We start from the raw sequence: 22,566 nt of genomic DNA on the forward strand, positions 1-22,566 counted from the left end.
GCATCACAAGGACCCTGACTATGCGCATCCTGATCTGTGCAGGTCGTCATTACGCCGACACCAAAAAGACCCGCCAAGTGCTGGACGCCTACCACCGCTTGCGCCCGGTACAGGTATTGATACACGGCGGCAACCAGTTCCTGGGCAGCGACATCGAGGAATGGGCGCGGGAAATGAGCATCGACGTGGTGCGCTACCCGCCCAATTGGCAACGCCACGGCAAGCAGGCGGAACGCCAGCGCAACCATTTCATGCTCGCCGACAGCCGCCCCGACGTGATCATCGCCCTGCCGGGTGGTGACGACACCTCGGAGCTGGTCTGCCAGGCCAAAGCCAGCGGCATTTCGGTGCTGACCGTAGAAAGCTGAATTCAAGCGAGGTGCATCATGCACAAAAAACACAGCCCTGAACGTCACGACGGGTTTGCCAAATATCGCGCGCGCCATTATCGCGGCGCTCGCCACACCCTGCTGTTGCTGCCACCGGCCAAGCGCCGCGCGCTGCAACGTAACCTGATCTTTATCGGCACCACACTGGGCCTTATTTTACTGATCGCGCTGTTTTCAAAAGCCCAGGCGGCCGGCGGCTCCTACGTGGTCGACGACGGCGGGATCAACGATCCGGGCGAGTGCAGCGTCGACGCCTGGTACACCGCCAACCGGCATCAAGGCAACATTCATAACCAGACGCTTAACCCGGCGTGTACCTTCAGCGCGCTACCTGCCGTGGAATGGAGTGCAGCACTGTCGCGCGCCAGCAATGCGGGGGAAGCCGAGACGCAAATCAGCCCGCAGGTAAAGGCCCAAGTGTGGTCGCAGGAGGCGTTGGGGCTGCAAATCGCGGTGTCTGCCACCAGCCACTTTGCCCTGGACCGCCAGCATGCATTCGACGGCGCGGACTTTAATGTACCGTTGACCTGGCAACCGGTGCAGGCATTGCGCCTGAGCCTCAATGGCGGCTGGACCCATGCCTATAATGGCGGTGAACAAAACCACCGCCTGACGTGGGGTGCAGGCTTTGAGTACCAGTTGGCAGACGCGCTCACGCTGATCGGGGAGCGCTACGGCCAGGAAGGCGGCGACCAGGCTTGGCAGGCCGGGCCGCGGTTCCATGTGGGCAAGCTGGTGGATGTGGATGTGGTGGTCTGGCAGAGCCTCACCGGTGATCACAACCAATGGTTGACCACCGGCGCGACCGTGCGTTTTTAAGGTTTTTTAGCTTGCTGCTCCAGGTGTAGTTGCAACTCTGGTTCGAGTCGCAACTGCGCCGCCAATTCGTCTAGATAGCTGCGTTCCTTCGGCGCCTGGTCATTGACCAGCATCACGCTGGCCAGGTAGACCTCGGCCGCCATCGCCCCGTCACCGGCATATTCGGCAAAATCGGCGGCGTTCAGCGGCTTGGCGACTTCTTCGTCGAGCCACTGCTGCAATTGAGGGTCGTCGGTATGGCGGCCTATCTCGGCTGAGATCATTTGCTTCTCGTTGTCATCGATACTGCCGTCGGCCTTCGCTGCCGCAATCAGAGCGCGTAACACCGCATGGCTATGAGCTTCAGCTTCCTGACCATCAAGCTGGTCAACCGTCTGGATGGCTTGCTGCGGTGCGCTGGCCTGCTGGCGTTGCCAGGCCTGGTAGGCCTGGAAAGCCGCCATGCCCAAGGAGGCCAATGCTGCGTAGTTCATCCCACCGGAGCGCGTTTGGGGGGTGCCACTTGCAGGTGCACCGCCCAACAATCCGCCCAGGCCACCTAATAAACCACCCAGCCCACCGCCTGCCGAAGCGTTGGTGCCGCTGGCGGAGCTGTTCAACAGGCCGCCCAGCAAGCCACCCAGGCCGCCGAGCCCACCGCCCTGCGCACCGCCTGAGCCGCCGCCTTGCTGGCTGGCACGCAGCAGTTGTTCCAGTAAATTGCCGGTATTCATGGTGTCACTCTCCCGCAGCGTAATATTGGCGTTCAACAACCATACCCCGCCTGCGCAGGAACACCAAGACCGCCGAGCGGGCACGCCTTATGATGGCCTCACCACGTTGAAGGAGAAACCTTGTGAACCGTCTTGAGCACATAGTGTTGATGGCTGACTACAACCAGTGGATGAACCGCAAAGTCTATGCCGCCGCCAGCCAGCTTACCGACGCAGAGCTGACCACGGACCGGCAGGCGTTCTTCGGCTCGATCCTCGGCACACTCAATCACCTGACGCTGGGGGACACGGTGTGGCTCAAGCGATTTGCCGAGCATCCGGCAGGCTTTGCCCGGCTGGCGCCATTAACGTCGATTGCCACGCCCTCTGACTTGAAGCAACTGGCTTTCGCCAACCTGCGCGAGCTGGCGGCCCGCCGCACCTGGCTGGACCAACTGATCATCGACTGGGCTAACAGCCTGCGCGAGCCCGATCTGGACCAGCGCTTGCAGTACCACAACATGCGCGGCGTGGCGAACCACAAGCCGTTCTTCGCGCTGCTGGTGCATTTTTTCAACCACCAGACCCACCACCGAGGCCAGGCAACCACGTTGCTGACCCAGGCGGGCGTGGACGTCGGTGATACCGACTTGCTGGCCCTGATTGATTGAACTCAGCGGGCACTGAAGGTGGCGTAAGCCTGCATCAAGCGCGGGAAGTCCTGCGGCTCGGGCAGTTGCGCGAAGCTTTCGAGCGCCGGCGTCGCGGCCCAAGGCAGTTTTTCGCTGGTCCAGGTTTCCATGAACGGCACGTAATCGCGGGCGTTATCCAGCAAGGTTGCGCGCACATTGACGAACTCATCGATGCCATGGGGGCGCGTAAACAGCCAGCTCATGCAGTGCGGGCAGCAATAATGGCGGTCCACGCCGTGCAAGCCACCTATCACCGGGCAACCCTGGGTCACGGTGAAGCCTGCGGCCGGAATCAACGCGCTAAGGGAAAACGCACTGGCGGTCATCTTCTGGCAGCCGTTGCAATGGCACGCCATGGTGATTACCGGCGGCAAACTCACACTGAAACGCACCCGGCTACAACGACAACTGCCTTCCAGCGGCAAGGTTTCGACGCTCATCACTCACTCCTTTTCATGATTGTTGGCACCGCAGGGTAACGTGAACTGCCCCCGGAATAAAACCGAACGCCGCGCCGCCTGCGAGGTCACAACCCTGAGGGCGCGGGGTTGTTTGCCCGCGCCCTGCCCACGCGCCGCCGCTGCTTTATGGCCGCGCGTACCCCCATAAGAAGGAGACGCTTACATGGTCACTCACTTCAAGGTCGCCGGGCATCTGGCTTGCGGCCATCACGGCACCAACCTCACGTCCAGCACCGAGCTGAACCGAGTCAAATGCCGCACCTGCCGCAATACCGACGCCTACAAAGAAGCGCGCCGCACCCAGCGCAACGCTGCCCGCCGCTCCGCGCGCAAAGCGAAAACCCATACTGCCGTTGACTGGCGCAGTGCCTGGACGCAACGCCTCACCGACTTGCCTGGGCTGCAGCGCCTGCCACGCGGTTTCAGTGGGCAGCCATTTGTCTGAGCTGTTCAGGCGTTGAAAACAGATTAACCCGGTTCCCATCGGGTTCCTGCAGCAGATGCTAGGTGTCAGTGCGCCGTGTGCTCGGCTGGCGGTGCATCGGCCTGCAACTTCTGCACGTCGCTGACCGCCAGCTCCCTCGACTGGCCACCCCAACCCTGGCGCAGATAGTTGAGCAGGTCGGTCAGCTGTTGGTGATTGAGCTTGTCGGCAAAGCCCGGCATCGGTTGCATGCGCTCGAACCCGGTGAATTGCTGCTCGCCGATGCCGTCCTCGATCACCCGCAGCAGGTTGCGCGGGTCTTCCAGGCGCAGCGTGGTGTTGCCGCGCATGGCCACCGCGATGTGCGGCTTGCCCTCGCCGTTCGGCGCGTGGCAACCGGCGCAGACGTTCAGATAGTCCTGGCGGCCGCGTTGGGCGCTTGGGCTCATGGCGTCCAGCGACGTCTCGCTCAGCACCTTGGCCACCGGCGGTTGATCGCCCAGCAGGAAAGTCGCCATGGCGGCCAGGTCCGGATCGCTCAGGCCCTGGGTGCTGTTGTGGAACACCGGGAACATCTCATTGAAAATCGTGCCCTGGGCACTCATGCCGTGCTTGAGGAACGTGCTCAGGTCCTGATGATTCCAGCCGCGAGCGGCCAGGTCATTGGCCAACAGGCTGGGTGCCAGATAGCCATTGAGCAGGCCGCCGGTCAGGCGTTTATCCTGCTGCATTGCGCCGGGCAACCCGCGTGGCGTGTGGCATTCGCCGCAGTGGCCGAGCACCTCGACCATGTATTGGCCACGCTGGAATGCTTCACTTTTGCCCTCGGTCGGGGCAAGTTTTACATCCTTGCCGTAGAGCATGTTCCAGCCCATCAGGCCCAGACGCACGTTGAATGGAAAGCTCAGGCGGGTAACCGGCGCCGCACGCTCGATAGGCTCGATGGTTTTCAGGTACGCATGGATCGCGTCCGAATCTGCACGGGGCATCAAGTGGTACGAGGTGTACGGCATCGCCGGGTACAGATTCGCGCCGTCCCGGCGTTTGCCTTCAGTGAGCGCGGCGAAGAATTCGTCATCGGTGTACAGGCCAATGCCGTGCTCTTTGCTCGGGGTGATGTTGGTGCCATAGATGGTGCCGAACGGCGAAATGATCGGCAGACCGCCTGCAAACGGTGCGCCACCCGGTGCGGTGTGGCAGGCCATGCAGTCAGCGGCGCGGGCGAGGTATTCGCCGCGTTTGACTTGATCATCCGCGTGCGCCAACAACACCGGCGTAGCCAGGCCAACCGCCAGCGCAAGACGGGAAAGTAGTTGCTTCATGCTTAACCCTCCTTGACCAGGCCGAGATCGGTCAGCACGTTGCGGGTCGCGTTGTAGTAACGCACGTAGCCGGTGCAGCGGCATATGTGGTGGCCGAGGCTGTCCTCAATGACTTTTTCCAGCTGGCTTTTGACGATGGGCTGACGCTGCAGCTTCTCGACCAGCACGGTCGCGGCATTGACGAAACCCGGCGCGCAGTAGCTGCACTGGAAGGCGAATTCATCGACAAAACGCTGCTGGATCGGGTTCAGCTCAGTGACTTTACCCTGATCGTCGCGGGTTGCGTGGCCTTCGATGGTGCGGACTTTTTTGCCTTCGAAATAGTGTGCCCCCGTGATGCAGGTGCGCACTTCTTCGCTGGTGCCGTCCGGGTTGTCGACGATCACCACACAGGCGTGGCAAATGCCCTGGCCGCAGCCGAGGCGCGAGCCAGTGAGGTTTTTGTATTCGTGCAGGTAATCGATCATCGGCAGGTCATCAGGGATGTCCACCGGGCCGACGGATTGACCGTTGAGGGTCAGTTGAAACGGACGGTTAGCCATTGAGGGCCTCCTTGATGCGCGCAGAAGTGATGGGCAGGTCGCGGACACGTTTGCCGATGGCGTGGGCCACGGCGTTACCGATGGCGCCGACAATCGGGATCATCACCACTTCGGCAATGCCCTTGGACGGGTCGCTCGGCGACAGCGGCGCCAGGATTTCGGCCGTCTGGTTCCACACCGCAACGTGGCGGGCCATCGGCAAACGGTAACGGTTGAAATTCCAGTCCCCCTCGCCCGGCCCGCCTTCGTACAGCGGCATCTCTTCCATCAACGCATGGCCAATGCCCATGGCGATCCCGCCTTCGAGCTGCCCCTTGACCAGCTCCTCTACCAGCACCCGACCGCACTCGACCCACGAGTGATGGTTGAGCACTTGCACGTCGGCGGAGCCCTTGTTCACTTTCAATTCCACCAGCGTCGCGACCGGGCTGTAGTAAGTCACCGCCGCGTTGTTCAACTGGGTGTCCGGGTAGTGGACGTTCTGGCGATCCAGCAGGTGGAAACCGTTGCTGGTCATTTGCGCCAGTTTCGCCTTCGGCGCGCCGTCGCCGTACTTCACGGCCAGACCGTCGAGCGGCAGGCGTTCACGCACGCCGTCGATGCTGTAATCGGCCTCGGCCCAGCTCCAGCGGTTGAAGCCGTGCACGGTAGCGCCGGTCACCAGGCCTTTTTCGTGGGCATGTTTGGCCAATTGCGCAAAACTCAGCGGCTGCATGCCATTGGCGGTGAGCTTGCCGTCAACCCAATGCGCGTCTTCGCGGCGCACCACATACGGGTTGGCCTGGCCGCCGTAAGGGCCTTGGCCCCAGATCTGCAACGCCGCCGGCCACAGGCCGTGGTTGAACAGCACCCGAGAGGCTTCACGGGTGGCGTGGCTGAAGTAATACGCAGAATTGGTCGCCGACGAGGCCGACGCCAGTTTGCCGACCCAACGTGGGTTGCGCAAAAAACCATCCTGCTCGGCCTGGCTCATGACGTAAGGGTTGCCGCCCGTGATCAGTTGCAACTCTTCCCATTCGGTTTCGCCGGTCTTCACTTGCGTGGCCGGAATGCCGATGAAATCCGCCACCACCAGCGCTTGCGAGGTGGACATGCCGGTGCCGATTTCAATGCCGATATGGCGCAACGTCACGTGGCCTTCGGCGGTGAATTCGATGCTGGCCATCGGCGCCTCGGAACCGGTGCCGAAGTCTTTCTGGCAGATGGCAAAACCCACGCCATACCAGTTATCCGGGTCAGCGGCTTCGCGCGTCTTTTTGATTTGGTCGCGGTTTTTCCAGACGTCGTGGGCAGCCGCTTTGTCGAGAATCTCGTGTAAGCGCAACGCCCCGGCCGGCACCGCGCCCTGGGTGTTTTTCATGCCCGAGAGCATGGCGTTTTTCTTGCGCAGGTCGATGGCGTCGATGCCCAGACGCCCGGCGATTTCGTCGACCATCATCTCGGTCGAGGCCATGCTCTGCAGGGTGCCGTAACCGCGCATCGAACCCGCTTCAACCGCGCGGGAATGGTAGGCCGTGACCTGCAAATCGTTCTGCGGCATGTAGTAGATCGACTGCGCTGCCGTGGCGCCAACCGCCGCCACCGAAGGGCTGTAGTTGATCCGCCCGCCGCCATCGACGTTCATCTCGGCGCGAAAAATCTGGAAACTGTGATCGTTCTTGTCCACCGCCAATTGGTAGCGGATGTCGAACGGGTGACGCTTGATGCCACTCTGGAACTGCTCATAGCGGTCGTTGGCCAGGCGCACCGGGACACCGGCGCCATACAACGCGGCGAGGGCTGCGTAGTAGACAAAAATGTTGTGGTCCTTGGAACCGTAACCAACGGTGTAGCCCGGGTGCATGTTCAGGTTCGCCAGGCCGAAGCGCGATGGCGCGATCATTTTTGCGGTTTCGGTGGCGGCTTCCAGCGGGCACTGAGTCGCGACGACAAAGTGCAAGGTTTTGGTGGCCGGGTCGTACCAGCCGTTGCCATTGTCCGGTTCCATCGCCGCCGGTTCAATCGACGGGGTTTTGTAGCGCTCGTCGAACACCAGCCAGTTGTCGGGCGGCGCGTCGATTTGCTGCTGCATCCGGTCGGCGTAAAACAGCCCGCGCTCGGTCAGGTTGCCGTGCAGGTCCGGCTGGGAATTCCACACCGGGCGACGGTTTTTCAGCATGGGGAACAGGATCGAATCCTTGAGGCTGGCGAATTCATCCTCGTCCGCCGAGGTCGCACCGCCGACGCGCACGTAGCGGAAGCTGCCGTATGGGTCACGTTCGTAGTACGGCACCTGGGCGCCGTAACGGATGGCTTTGTCATTGAATTTGAGTTTGGCCTTGGCCTGGCGGAAACGCTCGAAGTCGTTCCAGATCAGGATCGCCACAGGGTGACCGATGAACATCGGCACCTTGCCTTCCGGCAGCAGCGGATCCGGCGCGTGTTCTTCCGGGAAGACGATACCGTCCTTGTCCAGGTCGGCGGCGGTCACAATGCGGTCAGGCTGCAAATCGGCACCGAGCCACGACAGATCGTAGCCGGCGTAGATGCGATCGGCCTTGGTTGTTTTCAGCAACATGGCGTGGCCCTGCTGCTGCGGCCAGCCCGGCATGTCCTTGGCGCGGATGTCGCGGGCAAAGACTTTGCTGCCGCAGACCTTGGACAAGGCGTCGTTACGCGAGCGCGCCTTGCCGTTGTTGCCCAGCCATTGCTCGGACGGCACGGTCACGCTGTTTTCCATCAAGGCAGCCAGCGCCTGGGTGCTGAGCGGTGTAAGCGTCACGCTCACACCCGCCACCAGCCCGCCCTGAAGGAACGAGCGCCGGGAGATATCACGGTTGGACATGGATCATCCTCTGGGCGGTTATGGGTCCGCCCTTTTAGTTATGTTCTGGGGGTCTCGATCCTTGCAGGAGCGCTTTCGCTGGAAACAAAAGGCTGGAGTTGACAGTGCAAAGCTGACCGAAAGGTTAACTTTATAGGTTTCTGCGCCTGCCGCAAACAATCTGTTACAAAAACCGAACAAAGAATCAACGCGTTGCCGCTTTGCTCTGAGTAAAAGCAAAGGTCGCGAAGGATCAGGGGAATGTCAGGATGGCTACACACGCAAAAGGATCGGCAAACAGGTCATGCCGACAAAACGAGCGGTGGAGTTTTCTAATTTGGGGGAGCACAAACGAAAAAGGGCTCGCATGAAAAATCATGCAAGCCCTTGATATCTATGGTGCCCGAACCCGGAATCGAACCGGGACGCCCTTACGAGCGGGGGATTTTAAGTCCCATGCGTCTACCAGTTTCGCCATTCGGGCGGTAGCGCGATGTTGCAGGGTTGGGAATATATAGACCCCGGCGCTTGGATGCAAGGTCGAGGCGCACCTTTATCGTGCTCTTCCTGAGCTGAAAAACCTTGTCAGATCAGTGATCTACGCAGCCAACCTGGCATTGCACCAAGCGGGTTGGGTGACCGTCCTGGGCCGATGCCACGGGTTAAATGCAGCACTCGTTTTCCAGAATCAGCTAAGTTGAAGACTTTGGCGACACCAAAACCAATGATCAAACAGGAATGATCGCAATGCGCACCTTTTCAATCCAACATATAGATCATGTTGTTTTACGCGTGAAAGACATCACCCGCAGCCTGGCGTTTTACACCTCGGTACTGGGCTGTGAGGTCAAAAAACGCCGTGACGACCTCGGCATGATCCACCTGAGTGCCGGGACGTCCCTGATTGACCTGGTCGATGTGAACGGGTCGATCGGCCGTGAGGGTGGGGAGCCGGCGGGCAAGCAGAGGCATAACGTCGATCACGTTTGCCTCAGGGTTGAGCCTTTTGATGAGTCCGCGATTCTCAACCACTTGGCTGAGGCGGGTGTGTTTGCGGAAAAGGCGCAGAAGCGCTATGGCGCAGACGGAACAGGCTGGTCGATTTACTTCAACGATCCGGATGACAACCGGATCGAGCTGAAGGGCCCTGCCATTTAGTCTGGTTGCTTAGAGGGCGGCGAACGATACGTTTATCGTGCGCCAGGCTTTCAGCGCACTAGTCAAAAGCGCCGTTAAGCACTTCGTAGATGATCCCGGAAGCAATTGCCACGAGGATCAAATCCGTGCCTGCCTGCTGCCATTCGTAGCCGTCGTAATGAGGCAGCCTGCCGAGTAATCGGCCGTCCAGTTTTTTTGCGATCCCTGGAGGCAGCGGCTTTCCTCGAGCGAGGTTCTTTTGTATGCCAGGTGGCAGTGATGGGCCAGGCCGCCAATAATCACGATAGCCACCCAGCACGCCTAGCACGCTGCCTCGATCAATGCTGGGAGCATATTGCGAATCGCCGCCTTTGCCCTTCTTGCCCTGCCCCCCATGGCCGTTGCCGTTGCCGTTGCCATGGCCTTGCCCCTTCCCGTTACCAGGATCAGCCAACGCCGTCGCCGAGCCCGCGACCAGGGCAATGCAAGTGATGACGACTACCAACGAGCGAGATTTGAACATGATCATTCACTCCAGAAGGGACTGCCCTTTTGAATATAGATCGAATTGCCGAAATCAGTAGCGCTCGCCCATTACGGAGCGCTCAAATGCAGCACGCTCAACTTTATAAAAACGATTCTCTTGCGAACGCCCAGCGAACGTTTTTACCGAAGTATGCGAAAGCTGCCCGCCGATTTTCTCCATTGCCCGTTGCGAGCGAATGTTGTCGGCGCCGACATGGAACCATACGGTATCGACCCACTGAAAGGCGTGCTTGAGCATCAGTTGTTTAAGCTCGCCATTGGCCCCGCCGCCCCATTTTTCACGGGCCAGAAACGTGTAACCGATGGCCACCTCACGTTGCGGCTCACTGAAGTCGTAGTAACGAGAGCTGCCCACCACCCTGTTGCTCTCAAGGTCGATCACCACCAGTACGCTGGGGGATGCCAGCGCCTGCTCGAACCATTCGCGAAACACCGGTTCCTGGTAGCGCGTGGGGCTGGGGTGCTGGGCCCAGATCAACGGGTCGCAGGCGACGCCATACAGGGCCTCGAAATCCCTGGCTTCCAGCGGGCGCAGCTCAAGTAACACACCCTTGATGGAGGGCGGTATGGGTAGCGATTGCATCACTGTACTCCAGGCGCTGACAGTGCCAGATCATCGCGCATGGGCGATGGCATTCGCAACAACCGGTGAGCCACCGTGAAGCTACACCCCCACTTCTCTGTTGCGTGCAGTGGCCACAAGGCTGGGATCAACCCTGGCCATGAGCTGGGTGAGCGTGTCGAGGTCCGGCAACGGCAATGCACTGATCAATACCTTGTCCTGACGGCACACCAGAAACGCCGGGATACCCGATTGCCTTTCATCGTAGATCATTGCGTAACGCACGTACGGGTTGTCCATGCAGAACGAAAACAGATCAAATTTCACGCCTTTCACCAGTGAAGCGTTGATGATCAGCAGGTCCAAGGGTTCGCAGTCATACTCCAGCGCGCTTAATACCTCCTCCAGCCGGTGCATCGGCGCAATCCGGTAGTAACCCAGATGGTTCAGGGCACGCTCGATCCTCAACCGGGAGAAATGCTGGTCATCTGCGATCAGAATCCTGAGTGCTTTATTTGGCATCTTTCGCATCCTCGCGATTAGTCTTACGTACTCCATCACTGATAAATAATCGTAAACGTTGCCGACGCGTTGGCCGGCCCCGGCGTGACCTTGGACTGGGTTTGCAGATAACGTGCGCGCAACGGGATTGAATAGCTGCCCTCGGTCGCTCGCAGGGCCAGGCCACTGTTTTGATTCGTCGCTAAAGGCAAGCCGATTCCGTTAGGGGTTGCGACCTGCACACCTACGCCTGTGGCGGCAGGTGCACTGCCGCCCGTTGTAGAGTCGAGGCTCAGCACGCCATTGCCGCCGTTGATCGCAGTCCGCGACGGGTCGACGCGATATTGCAGGGTGTTATTGACCACGGTGCCAGGCGTGCTGCTGCCGGAGGGTGAATTGCCGCTCTGGGAAATCCAACCGGGACCTGTGGTCCTGAAGGTCCCCGTAAACGCCGGGCAATCATTTAATCGAATGGCAAAATCGACCCAGGCGCTGGCAGTGTTGACTCCCGTAAATGTCTTGGTCTGATGTGTACCCATAGGGACGTTCACATCCGGCGTGCTGCAGGTGCGCGAGACAATCTGGATAGTGCCGGAGATACCCATTTTGAAGCCCAGCATTCTGGCGTCGCCAAAACTGCCAAATAGGCTCACGGTCGGCAACGTATTACCCACCAATACACCCGGTGCCACATCGCCCAGTTTGATTAATATCAATTCAAAATTGGAAGGTCCGTCAAATGGGACCAGGCACCGCCAGCCCGGCGTACACGAGGTCCACATTTTGCTCGATGCCCTTGGCAGAGGGCCGCCCACGCTAGCAAAGGCGACTCCTAGTCCTTGAATGCTGGTTCTGTAGACTTTGTTGGCATACACCCCGCTGGTCACGTTGGCCAGGCCATAGCTCGAATCAACCGTAAGCTCGGTCGACTGTTCGTAAGGGGCATACAGGCACTCCAGCTTTACCGCCTGGCCCGCTGCCATGCTGAACTTCTGTCGATAAACTTCGGTGCCCACAGGCACATCGCGCCCGACGGTGATCGCCGATATTTGCAACGGCATGGAGCCATTCGCTGGCTGGATGCCATTCATGTAGGTGCAGGTTACCGCCATGGCCGTATTGGCTGCAGCCCACAACGCCATAACTGCCAATCCCGAGTTGATCAACGCCCTGATATTCATAACGGTACCTTTTGCATAGTGTTGGGCCGCACGCGGTCAGCGACCTGTTTGCCTGCAGCACACACGGCGTCCAACTGCTGCAACTGCTGGCCCTCGCCCGGGCCCGGTGGAATGACCAGTGCACACTGCTGATGCGCTTTGCTGCCCCAATTGATCAGCAACTGGCGGGTGTCCGGCTTGATGCGTGCGTAGAGCTGACCGCCCTGCCCGACCACGCCCACCGTGGCGCCTTCGCCGTCCGTTACGCCGGCACCGAACGGCAAACTGTTGCCATCGTCCAGGCGCACATTGAGCAGTACTGCCCGCCCCTGGTTGGTGGTGTATTTGAGGTGCACTACGGCGCCGGCACGCGGCGCGACCTGCTGGCTGGTTTCGTTGAATTCAACGTCCAGGGAACTGCCGATCGGGTCGATGGCGACCTCGTTCAGCTCATAGGGGCGCAAATACGGCACCACGGCGTTACCGCTTGCATCAAGCCTCAGACCTGGATAGCCCGACACCTTGGCACCCTGCGCACCCGGCGCGCTGATCACCGCCATGGTCTCGCCACGATAAGGCGTCATGGTCATACCGTTGGCATGGGCCACCAGCGTGCCGCTGGCACCCATGGAAGCACTGGTGTAGCCATCGCCACGCCCCAGTGCGGCACTGAGCATCGCCCTGGCACCGGTGTACTGCCCGTTGAGCGCTACACTTTTGCTATTGCTGCCACCGTCATGCCCGAAGGTTGCGCCGTAGCCGTACTGGCGATCGTCGCCCGCGGTGCCGCTGATGCCGGCCTGCTCGCTGTAGTTGCCGCGCGTGTCACGGCCAACCTGCGCCGTCATCTGTGGGCCATAACCAGACCCACCAAACTCCAGGGGCATGCTCATGGTCAGCAGGAAGCTGTTCTCCATATCGCCCAGGCCCATGCGGCTGCGATTGGCGTTCACGCTGAAACTCACGCGATTGAATTGCTTGCTGTAGCTGAACTGGTACTGCACATCACTGCCCGGCTGGTTCCAGTAGTTCTGCGCGTAACCGCTGAGGGTCACTTGGCCCCAAGGCCCCAACGTCTGGTCTGCGGTGATGGACAGGCGGCTGCGCGGGCGCCCGAACATACGGGTGTCCCAACCATTTTTCTCGGCATCCACCAGTTGCACGGCATTGCTGAAATCCAGGTAGTCACCGGTAGAAAAACGGTAAGCCGCCACCGAGAAGTTGCTGCCGGTACTGAGTACATTCTTGCTATAGGACACACGCATGCTCTGCCCTTTGGCCGTCCCGGCAGCCAGCTCGGTCTGTGCGTGAGTCACGTCCACCGCCATGGCGCCGATGGGCGTGCCAAACGCCAGGCCCGTGAGCAGCGCCGTGTAGTGGTCGCTCGACTGCAGGCCACCGAAGCCTGTGAACGTGTTGTTCAGGCCGTACTGCAGCGTGCCTTGCAGCACGCGTGCCTGTTGGTCGACAAAGTTGTTGCGGGTTTCACCGGCGGTGAAGCTGAATCGCGAGGTACCGGGGCGCAACAACTGGCTGACCGAGGCATAGGGCACGATAAAGTTTTGCTCGGTGCCGTCTGCCTCGGCAACGCTCACGTTAAGGTCACCGCCGTAGCCGGTGGAGTACAGGTCATCGATCACGAAAGCACCCGGCGCTACGGTAGTTTCCAGCAGGACGTTGCCGGCCTGGCGAATGGTCACGCGGGCGTTGGTGCGGGCAATGCCACGGATGACCGGGGCATAACCGCGCATGGAATCAGGCAGCATGCGGTCATCGCTGGCGAACTGCACGCCGCGAAACGACAAGGTGTCGAAGATCTCGCCACTGGTGTTGGACTCCCCCACCGTCAACTGGCTTTTCAGCGCCGTCACATCACGTTGGGCGTAGGTGTCCAGAGCCTGGTACTTGTTGCCCTGGCGCGACTGCCAGCTCATCGACGCGTTGTGGCGCAGGCGCCAGTCACCCAGATTAAGGCCCGCATTAAGGCCCATGAACGCCGAGTCATAGTCGCCCGTGCGGGTGCGATTACGGTTGGCGTTGAAGGTGTAACTGAGCATGCCGGCGGTCACACCGCGGTCCCATAGCTCAGGGCTGACGTAACCCCGGGAATTACGCTTCAAGGCGGCCTGAGGAATGCTGAGGTCGAGCGCCTGGTTCTCCGGTGAAAAACTCGCACTGGCACCTTGGATCAAACTGCCCAAAGACACGCAGCCTGTGGTGTCCAGCGGTTCGGACAGCTTGGACATGTCCACGCCCTGACGTTCAAGCAAGCCATGGTCCATGCACACCACCGGTTTGCTGCCGTCGGGCTGGGCCTCAATGCGAATGTCCTGGCGGCTGTTCAACTGGCCGTTGAGCAACACATCGGCGCGGTATTGCCCCGGCGTCACCGGGTTGCCGGTCTGGTATTTACCCAGGTCGAGGTTACGCGAGTCCTCAGGCAGGAATGCGTCGTTGAACTGCACCTCTTGCGCCAATGCGCCCTGTATTCCCCATGCACCAGGCGCGATGGCCAGCACCTTGAGCACCAAGGCTGTAAGCGGATTCAAGGCAAAGCGAGGCTGCGCCCGCAGGGCAAGCCTGGAGCTGGAAGAGGTTTGCATAATTAACTCGCGTGTAAAGACGTCAGGAGTTGATCAAGGCTTGAGTGCTTTCCGAGTCGGGATCAGCGCGCCGTAATCGTTGATGGCGTTGAACTCCACTTGGGCATCGGCGGCAGGCCGAGTCTTGAGAGTCGGCAGCGGGAACTGTCGGGTTTCACCCGGAGCGACCATGCCGTCCTCACTGCGAGCACGTACTGAGCCCGACACCAGTTCCAGTTCAACCAGCGATACGTAAAAGGCCGACGGGTTGAACGCCTGCAAAGCCAGGCCCAAGCCATCACGGCTGGAAACCACTTGCCATTGCACCTGTTCAATCGCTTCAGTGGCGGTTCCGGGCAACTCGGTGGGGCGATAGAACAGCTTGATTCGAGAGCGAAATGCCATTTGCAGGGTGTTAAGGTCCTCACCCGCCTCGGGCTTGGGCGGAATTTCCAGTACGTTCAGCCAGAACACCGACTCCTTGTCCGAGGCCAACGCCGCCCCCGTGAACAATACCCGCAGGCTTTGGCCTTTGGCCGGGTCGATACGTGCCACCGGCGGCGAAAGCAGAAACGGTGCCTTGGAACTAGTGGGCGTGGACTCGACACTGCCAGTATCGATCCAGGCTTGCATCAGTGCAGGCTGCGTGCCGTTGTTATTGAGTTTGACGGTGACTTCCTTCTGGCCAGCCGGGTAGATCACCCGCGTGCCGGTAATCACCACGCCCGCAATGGCTTGGGCGCTTGCCAGGGCCAGAAGGCTTGCCAGCAGCAACTGTTTGAGTGGAAGTTTGCAAGGCATGACAGTGTCCCATCGCCGCCAGAAAACACGCCCTTTTATCGACCACACAGGGCGTGTGTTCATTGGCGAGCGACTTACTGATAATTAATGGAGTACGTCACGTTACTGATAACGGTGCCCGGCGTAGTTGCGGCCTGGGCGTAGTACTGGACGGCGTAAGGCAGGTCGGCACTCAGTGTTGTTGTATCGATGCTGATACGGCTGGTAGACGCCACTTGCCCGGTGTCACCGGCTTTGATGGCTTTACCATTTGAGGCGTCAACCAATTGCAGTTGCGCCTTGGTGGCGGTGCCGCTCAAGTTCTTCAAGTTGCCGCTGGCCGGGTCCACCGAGCCACCTGCTTCAAAGAACGCAGAGGCGGTTTTAAGCGCCGCAGAGCACTTGCTCAGTTGAATGCTGAACCCGGTCTGGCCCGCCACTTGGCCCTGTGCAGCCAGCGAAGCGGTCGAAATCGTCGGCAGCGTGACGGTGCTGCCTGCTGAGCCTGCCGCGCCATTGACTGCGACTTGGCAAGTTTCGGCTTTCAGTTCACCGTTGAAGTTGATAGTACCGTCCGACGCCATGGCGGCGGAGGTGGCAGTGGCGGCGACCAGTACAGCGAGGACGCGGGCTTTGTAATCCATGAGTAACTCCAAGAGCGCAAGATGCTGAGTAGAGAGTGAGTTCCCTGTTGCAGGAGAACTGCTGTGTTGTTGCGGAGTTAAGTGTAAGGAAGTCACCGAACTGTCCAAATAGGACTGCTCCGAAAAAGCAACTAAGCCCCGCAGATTTTAATTAATTAACTTGGCGATGGCCGCGCAAAAAAAATTCAATCTACCGAGGAGGGTTTTTATTCTGCAGACAACTTTATGGTCAATAGGAGTGCTCCTAAAAACAACGCCGTCACCCCAATAATTCAAGGGCAACACTCAAGCGCTTAATGCTGCCCACTGTTCAACCATACGGCTGAGATGACCGGCAATAACGACAGTTGGCCAGGCTGTTTTATCCTGCAAGGCCGCATCGATCAGGTCAGCCGTGGTCGCGATGTCTATCCACCCCGCCACTAGCGCGGCAGCCTGCAGGTTATGCGCGGCGAGCAACGCCAGGCTGCGATCACGCAGGGCTGCCGCCTCAAGCAAGCCGCCAAGCTGTTTGCGCAGTATTTCAGGCCCGGAAGTACTCGGCGCCGATGAGGGTTGCAGCAAGTTGACCTCGCACCACAGTTCAATGGTTTCGCGTAGAAGGCCCTCGCCAATGGGTTTGCTCAGCGCGCCATCCATACCCGCTTCAAAGCAGCATTCCAGCATGTCATTGCCGGTAAGCTGTGAGACCGCGATGATCGGGCAGTGTGTACGCTGTCGCTGGCTCTGCACCTGCCTGAATTCACCGGCCAGTTTATAGCCAGCGCCTGCTGGCAGGTCGCAGTCGATAAGTATCAAATCAACCTGGTGTGCATTGAAAAACCTTAAACCCTGGTTGGCATCGTCCATTGGTAAGGGATGGCAACCTAACGCGCGCAGCTGCGTCACCAGCCCTTGCTGGTCGACATTGGTGCCCCCCACCACCAACACCGTCAAGCCCACAGGTTCGTCGGGCGAAGGCATCACCTGCGCAGGTGAATCAAGCGGCGCAGCCCATTCAACCGGCAACCTCACACCCACGCGGGTGCCTTTGCCCTGGAGGCTGCTGAGCGTCAACTCGCCCCCCATCAACTGCACTAACCGCTGGCAGATCACCAACCCCAGCCCGTTACTGCCACTGGCACGCGCGGATGAACTCAGCAATGAGGCGTGTGCCTGGTCGGACAACCCGATCCCATTGTCGATGACCTCAATCATCAGGTGGTGATCGCCCTCAAGCACCTGAAGCCGAATCTCTACATGGCCCCTGTCGGAGAACTTGATGGCATTGACGATCAGGTTGCGCAAGACCTGCGCCACGCGCAGTTCATCCAGCAATAACGGGGCGTGCAGGTGCTCACCCGTTACCGTCAGTTCAAGGCCTTTTGCCTCGGCAGACGCGCGCTGGCTGTCCACCACGCGCTGGACCAGCACACCCAGGTCCACGGCTTCCACATTCAGCGTCAATTGCCCGGCCTCCATCCTGGAGATATCCAGCACATCGTCCACCAACCGCAACAGGGTATTGGCGCCGTTGTTCGCAAGGGCCGCAAAGTGATGTTGCTGTTCGTCAAGTGCGGTGTGCTCCAGCAACTCAACAGCGGCCAGTATTGCGTTCATGGGCGAACGGACTTCGTGGCTCATAACCGCCAGGAACATCGCCTTCTCCCGTTCGTTATGGATGGCGCGCCGGCGTTGCACGCGGCTTTGCCACACCAGCGTGATGAGTATCAGCACGCTGCTGAGCAGCAACCACAACTCACTTTTGTAGTGATCAAGGATGGCCTTGATGGGCGGGATATCGAGGTTCATGTCCGCGAACCAGGCATCGTAGATCGCCTGGCGCTCATCGCCCGAAATGGACCCCAGTACCTTCTGCAGAATCGATAGCAAAATCACGTCGTTGTCGCGCACCGCCATGCTTACCCCAGTACGCTGCTCGGGCACCACACCGGAAACCTGCAGCACGCCCTGGTACTGGCGAGACAGATACGGGATCAGCAACCACTCCGAAGCAATGGCGGCGTCCGCATCGCCGTCCTTGACCATTGCCATCATGTCGATCGCGTTCTGGGCCGAAATGATCGTGATGCCCGGCGCCCGCTCACGCAAAAACGCCGAATAGCCTTCACGCCCCAGCATCACCAGGCGTTTGCCGGCGAGCTGGCCCAGTTCGGCAAACGGCTGGTCGTCAAAACGGCTGATAAGGATGGTCGAGCTGGTGTTGTAAGGCGCGGTATAGAGAACGCCGCGATCTTCAGCAGGGTCGTCCGACCGGCGCCGGGTGGACAAGATATCCACCTCACCACTGAGCAGCATGTCTTTGCGCGCACTGCGTGAGGTAGTCGGCACAGACTTGAAACGCAGCCCCGTACGCCGTGCGATCAAGTCCAGGTACTTGGCCGACAGCCCTCGCAGTTCGCCACCGCTGATGTACTCAAAGGGCAACAGGTTATCGAACACCCCCACACGCAATACCGGGTGGGCTGCAATCCAATCGAGTTCCTGTGGTGTCAACGCCAACGCCGGCGCGTTGGCTTGCGCAACACACAGACCAATCTGGCCCATCAGCGCCAACACCGCCAACAAGCGCCACATCAAGGCAGCATCCGGTGCGAACGAGTGGCAGGCAGTGCATCAACCTGCCGATCGCCGCCCAGGTCACGCCATTGCTGGAGCAGCAACCGCAAAGCCTGCGCATACGCCGGGTCATCCCATCCCGACTGCGCGCGCAGCAGGTTCTGCAGGTTTTCGGCAGCCTGACCCATCGCCGACCATTCCATGATCAGCGCTGCGCCGTGCAAACGGTGGGTCACGTGCAGAGCGGAGGAGCGATCACACAGCGCAAGCGCTTTGGTCAGGCTGCCCAGGTCAGCGGCCACTTCGCGATTGATCCCGGCCTGGTCCAGCACAGGGGCCATCAGGTTTAACCGAGGGTCTGCCAGTGTGACGTCGCACCAACGCTCAATCACCCCGCGCAATGGCTCCAGGCGAATAGGCTTGCTCAACACCGCGTCCATTCCCGCCGCCAGGCAGCGCTGAAGATGTTGCTCACCGGTCAAGGCAGAGATGGCAATGATCGGGCAACGCAGTCGGCCCACCTGCTGTTCGAATCCGCGCAGTTCGCGGGTCAGGCTGTAGCCATCCTGGTCCGGCAGATCACAGTCCATCAGGACCAGGTCGTAACGGGTATGCACAAACAAGGCGCGGGCTTGGGCGGCATCGCCGGCTATCACCGGCAGGCTGCCGAAGCTGTTGATTTGCGCGCCCAACACCTGCTGGTTCGCCCGGGTGTCCTCCACCACAAGGATCTGCAATGCTTTGCCAGCGTTTGCCGTTAATGGCGCCTCTGCCGGTTGCGATGCAAGGGGTTGCGGGGCGTTTATCACGGGCAAGCAGATCGTCACCGTGGTGCCCGCGCCCGGCGCGCTCTTGAGCGTCAACGTCCCGTGCATCAAGTTGACCAACTGCTGGCAGATCACCAGCCCCAAGCCTGAGCCGCCCGCGCGTTTGTATGACTGGCTATGCTGCGCGTAGGGTCGAAACAACGACGCCTGAACCGCCGCCGAAATGCCGATGCCGGTGTCGCGGACCTCGATCTGCAAGCGGCCGTTGCTCGCGTCCAGGCCAACCTGGCGCACGTCGATATCAATACTGCCCGCATCGGTAAACTTGATCGCATTCGAGAGCAGGTTATGCAGGATTTGCGTCAGGCGCGCACTGTCGAGCATCAACAGGGGCAACGCCTCTTGGATATGCGCATTGAGCTCCAGGCGTTTTTCCCTGGCCCGCAGGCGATGCAGCCCGACGACTGCCTGCACCAACGCTGTCACATCGGTCGACTCGACCTTCAGGCGTTTCGGCTTGACCTGCGACCCGGAGGTTTCAAGCACATCGTCCAGCAAATGCAGCATCGCGTCGGCGCCACTATTTGCCAGCTGGGCAAAGTGGCGTTGTTGCTGATTGAGCCGTGTGTGCCCCAGTAACTCCATCGCCGCCAGCACTGCGTTCATGGGCGAACGTATTTGATGGTTCATGACCGCCAGGAACATGGATTTTTCTTGTTCATTGCGCAACGCCCGCCGGCGCAACCGATGACCGCGATAGACCAGCGCGCAAAGGCTGGCCAACGCCAACACGCCGAGGATGAACACATGCGCATAATGATTGACGATGTTTGACAGGGACGGCACGTCCACTTCCAGGTCGTGATACCAATTCTCATAGATATCATTGCGCTGCTCCGCCGTTATGGAGCCCAGTACCTTTTCAAGTATGGAGCGCAACATGAGGTCATCAGCGCGCACGGCCATGCTCACATCCAGCATCTGGCTGCCGACCACGCCGGAAACTTCCAGCACGCCCTGGAATTGTCGATACAGGTAAGGCATTAAAAAGGTTTCCGAGGCCACTACCGCATCGGCCTTGCCCTCCTTCACCATGGTCAGCATCTGCAGGGCCGAGGTGCTTCTGATCAGATGGGACTTGGTCGCCTTGTCCCGGAATATCGTCTCGTAATATTCCACATCGGGAATCATCACGTTTTTGCCCTGTAGTTGTTCAAGGTCGAAGACACCCGGGCTGTCGACACGCGTGACGATGATGGGCGAGGTGGTGTGGTAAACCAGCGCAACAATGCCCTTGGTTGCAGGCTCAGAGCGAAAGCGCAAGTATGAGGACAGCAGGTCCACCTGCCCTGCCAGCAGCATGTTTTCGCGTGCGGCCATTGTATTTCCGGGCACGTAGCTGAAACGAAGGCCCGTAGCGGCCGTCACGAACTGCAAATACTGCATGGACCGCCCGCGCAGTTCTCCACCGTTCATGTACTCGAACGGAATCAAGCCCTCCACCACCCCGACGCGCAACACCGGCTGCAGTGCTATCCACTGCAGTTGCTCGTCGCTCAGCGCGACGGCAGCCGCACAGACGAGCGGCGAGCCCAGCACAATCAGCGCCAATAGCACTGCCCTCCACAACCCGATTGTCATGGCGTGCCGATGAGTTTATTCAGCTTGAACAGCTCGTTGTTCGAGGTGACCCCAAGCTTGCGAAACGCTGCGGTTTTCTGGGTGCTGATGGTTTTGATGCTGCGGTTGAATTTCTCGGCAATCTCACTCACCGTCATGCCCGCCAGGTAACAGCGAATGACTTCCTGCTCACGGCTGGTCAACTCCGCCTGGACCAACGCGTCAGGCGCATCGCCACGGCCTTGACCAGTATCGCTGGTCACCGTCTCCGCCAGGCGGTAGGTCATGTCGGTACTCAGGTACACCGCACCCGCCGCCACCTTGCGGATGGCCTTGACCAACTGCGCCATTTCTTCACCCTTGCCGACAAAGCCACGGGCACCGACACGCATGGCCAGGCTGACCGTCGCCGGGTCGTGATGCGTGGACAAAACAAGGATATGACAGCTGGGAAATTTGACCCGCAAGGCGCGGATCAGTGAGACCCCGTCCAGCTCGTCAGGGTTCAGGGAGAAGTCCAGCAGCAGCAGGTCTGCTGGCGCCGAGGCGAGGCCGGCGATCAGGTCGCGGCTGCGCGCATAAATGCCAACCACTTCAAAGTTCGCCTCGGCCGCCAACGTGGCGGCTAGCCCGTGTCGAACAACTGCGTGATCATCCAGCAAAGCAATACGTATTGGTTTCATCGTGATCGACCCACTCGGCACAACGCTGTCGGAATACGGGGATACCCCACCGCTACAACGTTCAACCCGTCTTTGAGTATAAGCAAGGATCGGTAAATCACACCCCGCTCGTTGCTGGGTGTCGGAAACCAGGATCAAATACCATCAATAATGTGTTTGATCCTGAACAACTCATTGTTCGATACCACGCCCAACTTGCGAAACGCCGAGGCTTTTTGTGAGCTGATGGTCTTGATGCTGCGATTGAATTTTTCGGCGATATCGGTAATGGTCATACCCGTCAAGTAACACCGAATCACGTCCTGTTCACGCGCGGAAAGGCTGACAAAACGCAAGGCTTCATCGCGGTTCTGATCGTCACCGATATGGTTCACCGCCGTCGCTTCGGCTACCCGGTAGGCCATGTCCGGGCTCAGGTAGACCTCCCCGGATGCCACCAACCGAACCGCACTGATCAACTGGTTGATATCTTCACCCTTGCCAAGAAACCCGCGCGCGCCGACACGCAGGGCCAGGATCACGGTGGCGGCATCGTGGTGCGTGGAGAACATCAGAATGCGGCATTGCGGGTACTTCACTCGCAACGCACGAATCAACAAGATGCCGTCCAGTTCACTGGGCCCGAGCACGAAATCCAGCAACAGCACATCGGCGGGCAGCAACGCGAGCCCAGCCATCGCTTCACGGCTGCGGGCGTAGACACCCACCACTTCAAAATCAGGTTCCTGCTGCAATCGATTGATTAACCCGTGCCGCACGATTGCATGATCATCGAGCAAAGCAATTCTTAAGCATTTCATAACGTGGAAGGCACTCTTTATAACGAGCAAAAGGATGAGGCCTGCAACATTCTCATCTTTAGTAAGTTCTCGTCATCGCAG

Annotated in this window: 21 protein-coding genes and 1 tRNA gene; 5 read left to right on the forward strand and 17 right to left on the reverse strand. The window is 59.7% G+C overall.

The window, feature by feature from the left end:
* Window positions 1-20: 20 nt before the first annotated feature.
* Window positions 21-368, forward strand: coding sequence for a DUF2493 domain-containing protein (locus tag HBO41_RS10655; protein WP_026013827.1), 348 nt, complete (start codon window positions 21-23; stop codon window positions 366-368).
* Between the two features lie 18 nt (window positions 369-386).
* Window positions 387-1,208 carry a hypothetical protein gene (locus tag HBO41_RS10660; protein WP_169986145.1) on the forward strand — a complete coding sequence of 274 codons (822 nt, stop codon included), beginning with the start codon at window positions 387-389 and terminating at the stop codon, window positions 1,206-1,208.
* Here HBO41_RS10660 and HBO41_RS10665 read toward each other — a convergent pair.
* The gene (locus HBO41_RS10665; RefSeq protein ID WP_099549715.1) at window positions 1,205-1,921 is read right to left on the reverse strand and encodes a tellurite resistance TerB family protein; all 717 of its coding nucleotides are present in this window, start codon (window positions 1,919-1,921) and stop codon (window positions 1,205-1,207) included. The two genes, HBO41_RS10660 and HBO41_RS10665, sit on opposite strands and share 4 nt — an antisense overlap.
* A gap of 122 nt (window positions 1,922-2,043) precedes the next feature.
* On the opposite strand from HBO41_RS10665, the gene HBO41_RS10670 reads away from it, so the two are divergent.
* Window positions 2,044-2,571 carry a DinB family protein gene (locus tag HBO41_RS10670; protein ID WP_099549714.1) on the forward strand — a complete coding sequence of 176 codons (528 nt, stop codon included), beginning with the start codon at window positions 2,044-2,046 and terminating at the stop codon, window positions 2,569-2,571.
* Between the two features lie 2 nt (window positions 2,572-2,573).
* Here HBO41_RS10670 and HBO41_RS10675 read toward each other — a convergent pair whose 3' ends face one another.
* Window positions 2,574-3,032 (reverse strand): GFA family protein, encoded by a 459-nt coding sequence (locus tag HBO41_RS10675; protein ID WP_169986147.1) that lies wholly within the window; start codon window positions 3,030-3,032, stop codon window positions 2,574-2,576.
* Between the two features lie 184 nt (window positions 3,033-3,216).
* On the opposite strand from HBO41_RS10675, the gene HBO41_RS10680 reads away from it, so the two are divergent.
* Window positions 3,217-3,498: a hypothetical protein gene (locus tag HBO41_RS10680; protein WP_017138846.1), complete on the forward strand. Its 282-nt coding sequence runs from the start codon at window positions 3,217-3,219 to the stop codon at window positions 3,496-3,498.
* A 65-nt stretch (window positions 3,499-3,563) separates the two neighbouring features.
* Here HBO41_RS10680 and HBO41_RS10685 read toward each other — a convergent pair whose 3' ends face one another.
* The 4 genes from HBO41_RS10685 to HBO41_RS10700 form a co-directional block, all read right to left on the reverse strand.
* Window positions 3,564-4,799, reverse strand: coding sequence for a cytochrome c (locus HBO41_RS10685; RefSeq protein WP_169986149.1), 1,236 nt, complete (start codon window positions 4,797-4,799; stop codon window positions 3,564-3,566).
* A 2-nt stretch (window positions 4,800-4,801) separates the two neighbouring features.
* The gene (locus HBO41_RS10690; protein ID WP_017138848.1) at window positions 4,802-5,341 is read right to left on the reverse strand and encodes a (2Fe-2S)-binding protein; all 540 of its coding nucleotides are present in this window, start codon (window positions 5,339-5,341) and stop codon (window positions 4,802-4,804) included.
* Window positions 5,334-8,165 carry a xanthine dehydrogenase family protein molybdopterin-binding subunit gene (locus HBO41_RS10695; RefSeq protein ID WP_099549711.1) on the reverse strand — a complete coding sequence of 944 codons (2,832 nt, stop codon included), beginning with the start codon at window positions 8,163-8,165 and terminating at the stop codon, window positions 5,334-5,336. Before HBO41_RS10695 ends, HBO41_RS10690 begins: the two co-directional genes overlap by 8 nt.
* Before the next feature lie 376 nt (window positions 8,166-8,541).
* Window positions 8,542-8,628, reverse strand: a tRNA-Leu gene (locus tag HBO41_RS10700).
* Between the two features lie 263 nt (window positions 8,629-8,891).
* On the opposite strand from HBO41_RS10700, the gene HBO41_RS10705 reads away from it, so the two are divergent.
* A complete protein-coding gene (locus HBO41_RS10705; protein ID WP_017138850.1) occupies window positions 8,892-9,302 on the forward strand; it encodes a VOC family protein in 411 nt (136 codons plus the stop codon).
* 58 nt (window positions 9,303-9,360) lie between these two features.
* Here HBO41_RS10705 and HBO41_RS10710 read toward each other — a convergent pair whose 3' ends face one another.
* From HBO41_RS10710 to HBO41_RS10760, 11 genes are all read right to left on the reverse strand, one after another.
* The gene (locus HBO41_RS10710) at window positions 9,361-9,804 is read right to left on the reverse strand and encodes an anti-virulence regulator CigR family protein (RefSeq protein WP_169986151.1); all 444 of its coding nucleotides are present in this window, start codon (window positions 9,802-9,804) and stop codon (window positions 9,361-9,363) included.
* 54 nt (window positions 9,805-9,858) lie between these two features.
* Window positions 9,859-10,410, reverse strand: coding sequence for a GNAT family N-acetyltransferase (locus HBO41_RS10715; protein WP_169986153.1), 552 nt, complete (start codon window positions 10,408-10,410; stop codon window positions 9,859-9,861).
* Between the two features lie 81 nt (window positions 10,411-10,491).
* Entirely contained in the window at window positions 10,492-10,911 is a 420-nt protein-coding gene (locus HBO41_RS10720) for a hypothetical protein (RefSeq protein ID WP_017138852.1), read from the reverse strand.
* Window positions 10,912-10,946: 35 nt separating this feature from the next.
* A complete protein-coding gene (locus HBO41_RS10725) occupies window positions 10,947-12,071 on the reverse strand; it encodes a fimbrial protein (RefSeq protein WP_169986154.1) in 1,125 nt (374 codons plus the stop codon).
* Window positions 12,068-14,653 (reverse strand): fimbria/pilus outer membrane usher protein, encoded by a 2,586-nt coding sequence (locus tag HBO41_RS10730; RefSeq protein WP_262380275.1) that lies wholly within the window; start codon window positions 14,651-14,653, stop codon window positions 12,068-12,070. Before HBO41_RS10730 ends, HBO41_RS10725 begins: the two co-directional genes overlap by 4 nt.
* Before the next feature lie 33 nt (window positions 14,654-14,686).
* Window positions 14,687-15,433, reverse strand: coding sequence for a molecular chaperone (locus HBO41_RS10735; RefSeq protein ID WP_017138855.1), 747 nt, complete (start codon window positions 15,431-15,433; stop codon window positions 14,687-14,689).
* Between the two features lie 74 nt (window positions 15,434-15,507).
* A complete protein-coding gene (locus tag HBO41_RS10740) occupies window positions 15,508-16,056 on the reverse strand; it encodes a fimbrial protein (protein WP_017138856.1) in 549 nt (182 codons plus the stop codon).
* Window positions 16,057-16,341: 285 nt separating this feature from the next.
* A complete protein-coding gene (locus tag HBO41_RS10745; RefSeq protein ID WP_169986157.1) occupies window positions 16,342-18,633 on the reverse strand; it encodes an ATP-binding protein in 2,292 nt (763 codons plus the stop codon).
* Complete coding sequence (locus HBO41_RS10750) at window positions 18,633-20,993, reverse strand: ATP-binding protein (RefSeq protein WP_169986159.1); 2,361 nt, start codon at window positions 20,991-20,993, stop codon at window positions 18,633-18,635. Before HBO41_RS10750 ends, HBO41_RS10745 begins: the two co-directional genes overlap by 1 nt.
* 26 nt (window positions 20,994-21,019) lie before the next feature.
* Complete coding sequence (locus tag HBO41_RS10755; protein WP_017138859.1) at window positions 21,020-21,685, reverse strand: response regulator transcription factor; 666 nt, start codon at window positions 21,683-21,685, stop codon at window positions 21,020-21,022.
* A 134-nt stretch (window positions 21,686-21,819) separates the two neighbouring features.
* Window positions 21,820-22,485 (reverse strand): response regulator transcription factor, encoded by a 666-nt coding sequence (locus HBO41_RS10760; RefSeq protein WP_017138860.1) that lies wholly within the window; start codon window positions 22,483-22,485, stop codon window positions 21,820-21,822.
* Between the last annotated feature and the right edge of the window lie 81 nt (window positions 22,486-22,566).

Origin of the sequence: Pseudomonas sp. WS 5146 (assembly GCF_012985495.1) — a bacterium.
GTDB lineage: Bacteria > Pseudomonadota > Gammaproteobacteria > Pseudomonadales > Pseudomonadaceae > Aquipseudomonas > Aquipseudomonas edaphica.